Source organism: Candidatus Pantoea multigeneris (genome assembly GCF_011752615.1).
Taxonomy (GTDB): Bacteria; Pseudomonadota; Gammaproteobacteria; order Enterobacterales; family Enterobacteriaceae; genus Pantoea; species Pantoea multigeneris.
The window spans coordinates 1-3,071 of record NZ_VWXF01000023.1 but is presented as its reverse complement, the minus strand read 5'-3'; the positions used below and the strand labels follow the sequence as shown (position 1 = coordinate 3,071).

Sequence of the window (3,071 nt, the reverse complement as noted above, 5' to 3'; positions counted from 1 at the left end):
TTGCTCTTTAACAATCCGGAACAAGCTGAAAATTGAAACGACACGTCGTATTCATTCTCCGTAATAAGAATGAAGCTATCGATGTGTTCGAGTCTCTCAAATGCTTGCAGCTTGCATGCGTTGTAAAACGCCTGTGGGTTGTGAGGTTAAGCGACTAAGCGTACACGGTGGATGCCCTGGCAGTCAGAGGCGATGAAGGACGTGCTAATCTGCGTAAAGCGTCGGTAAGGTGATATGAACCGCTATAGCCGACGATGTCCGAATGGGGAAACCCGGTGCACTCTGTGCATCATCGTTAACTGAATACATAGGTTAACGAGGCGAACCTGGGGAACTGAAACATCTAAGTACCCAGAGGAAAAGAAATCAACCGAGATTCCCCCAGTAGCGGCGAGCGAACGGGGAGCAGCCCAGAGTCTGAATCAGTTTGTGTGTCAGTGGAACGGTCTGGAATGGCCGACGGTACAGGGTGACAGTCCCGTACACGAAGATGCACTTGCTGTGAACTCGAAGAGTAGGGCGGGACACGTGGTATCCTGTCTGAATATGGGGGGACCATCCTCCAAGGCTAAATACTCCTGACTGACCGATAGTGAACCAGTACCGTGAGGGAAAGGCGAAAAGAACCCCGGCGAGGGGAGTGAAACAGAACCTGAAACCGTGTACGTACAAGCAGTGGGAGCCTACTTGTTAGGTGACTGCGTACCTTTTGTATAATGGGTCAGCGACTTATATTCTGTAGCAAGGTTAACCGTATAGGGGAGCCGCAGGGAAACCGAGTCTTAACTGGGCGTTAAGTTGCAGGGTATAGACCCGAAACCCGGTGATCTAGCCATGGGCAGGTTGAAGGTTGGGTAACACTAACTGGAGGACCGAACCGACTAATGTTGAAAAATTAGCGGATGACTTGTGGCTGGGGGTGAAAGGCCAATCAAACCGGGAGATAGCTGGTTCTCCCCGAAAGCTATTTAGGTAGCGCCTCGTGAACTCATCTTCGGGGGTAGAGCACTGTTTCGGCTAGGGGGCCATCCCGGCTTACCAACCCGATGCAAACTCCGAATACCGAAGAATGTTATCACGGGAGACACACGGCGGGTGCTAACGTCCGTCGTGAAGAGGGAAACAACCCAGACCGCCAGCTAAGGTCCCAAAGTCATGGTTAAGTGGGAAACGATGTGGGAAGGCACAGACAGCCAGGATGTTGGCTTAGAAGCAGCCATCATTTAAAGAAAGCGTAATAGCTCACTGGTCGAGTCGGCCTGCGCGGAAGATGTAACGGGGCTAAACCATGCACCGAAGCTGCGGCAGCGACACTATGTGTTGTTGGGTAGGGGAGCGTTCTGTAAGCCTGTGAAGGTGTGCTGTGAGGCATGCTGGAGGTATCAGAAGTGCGAATGCTGACATAAGTAACGATAAAGCGGGTGAAAAGCCCGCTCGCCGGAAGACCAAGGGTTCCTGTTCAACGTTAATCGGAGCAGGGTGAGTCGACCCCTAAGGCGAGGCTGAAAAGCGTAGTCGATGGGAAGCAGGTTAATATTCCTGCACTTGGTGTTACTGCGAAGGGGGGACGGAGAAGGCTAGGTTATCCGGGCGACGGTTGTCCCGGTTTAAGCATGTAGGCGGAGAGTTTAGGTAAATCCGGACTCTTTTTAACGCTGAGGTGTGATGACGAGTCACTACGGTGATGAAGTAACTGATGCCCTGCTTCCAGGAAAAGCCTCTAAGCTCCAGGTAACACGAAATCGTACCCCAAACCGACACAGGTGGTCAGGTAGAGAATACCAAGGCGCTTGAGAGAACTCGGGTGAAGGAACTAGGCAAAATGGTGCCGTAACTTCGGGAGAAGGCACGCTGTCGGTAGGTGAAGTCCCTTGCGGATGGAGCTGAAGGCAGTCGAAGATACCAGCTGGCTGCAACTGTTTATTAAAAACACAGCACTGTGCAAACACGAAAGTGGACGTATACGGTGTGACGCCTGCCCGGTGCCGGAAGGTTAATTGATGGGGTTATCCGCAAGGAGAAGCTCTTGATCGAAGCCCCGGTAAACGGCGGCCGTAACTATAACGGTCCTAAGGTAGCGAAATTCCTTGTCGGGTAAGTTCCGACCTGCACGAATGGCGTAATGATGGCCAGGCTGTCTCCACCCGAGACTCAGTGAAATTGAAATCGCTGTGAAGATGCAGTGTACCCGCGGCAAGACGGAAAGACCCCGTGAACCTTTACTATAGCTTGACACTGAACATTGAGCCTTGATGTGTAGGATAGGTGGGAGGCTTTGAAGCGTGGACGCCAGTCTGCGTGGAGCCAACCTTGAAATACCACCCTTTAATGTTTGATGTTCTAACGTAGGCCCGTGATCCGGGCTGCGGACAGTGTCTGGTGGGTAGTTTGACTGGGGCGGTCTCCTCCCAAAGAGTAACGGAGGAGCACGAAGGTTGGCTAATCCTGGTCGGACATCAGGAGGTTAGTGCAATGGCATAAGCCAGCTTGACTGCGAGAGTGACGGCTCGAGCAGGTGCGAAAGCAGGTCATAGTGATCCGGTGGTTCTGAATGGAAGGGCCATCGCTCAACGGATAAAAGGTACTCCGGGGATAACAGGCTGATACCGCCCAAGAGTTCATATCGACGGCGGTGTTTGGCACCTCGATGTCGGCTCATCACATCCTGGGGCTGAAGTAGGTCCCAAGGGTACGGCTGTTCGCCGTTTAAAGTGGTACGCGAGCTGGGTTTAGAACGTCGTGAGACAGTTCGGTCCCTATCTGCCGTGGGCGCTGGAGAATTGAGGGGGGTTGCTCCTAGTACGAGAGGACCGGAGTGAACGCACCGCTGGTGTTCGGGTTGTCATGCCAATGGCATTGCCCGGTAGCTAAGTGCGGAAAAGATAAGTGCTGAAAGCATCTAAGCACGAAACTTGCCCCGAGATGAGTTCTCCCTGACTCCTTGAGAGTCCTGAAGGGACGTTGAAGACTACGACGTTGATAGGCCGGATGTGTAAGTGCAGCGATGCATTGAGCTAACCGGTACTAATGACCCGTGAGGCTTAACCTTACAACGCCAGAGGCGTTTTTGA

Annotated in this window: 1 rRNA gene; it reads left to right on the top strand. The window is 52.7% G+C overall.

The annotated features are described in order from the left end of the window. Positions 1–144: 144 nt before the first annotated feature. Positions 145–3,049 (top strand): 23S ribosomal RNA (locus tag F3J40_RS24540). Positions 3,050–3,071 lie beyond the last annotated feature (22 nt).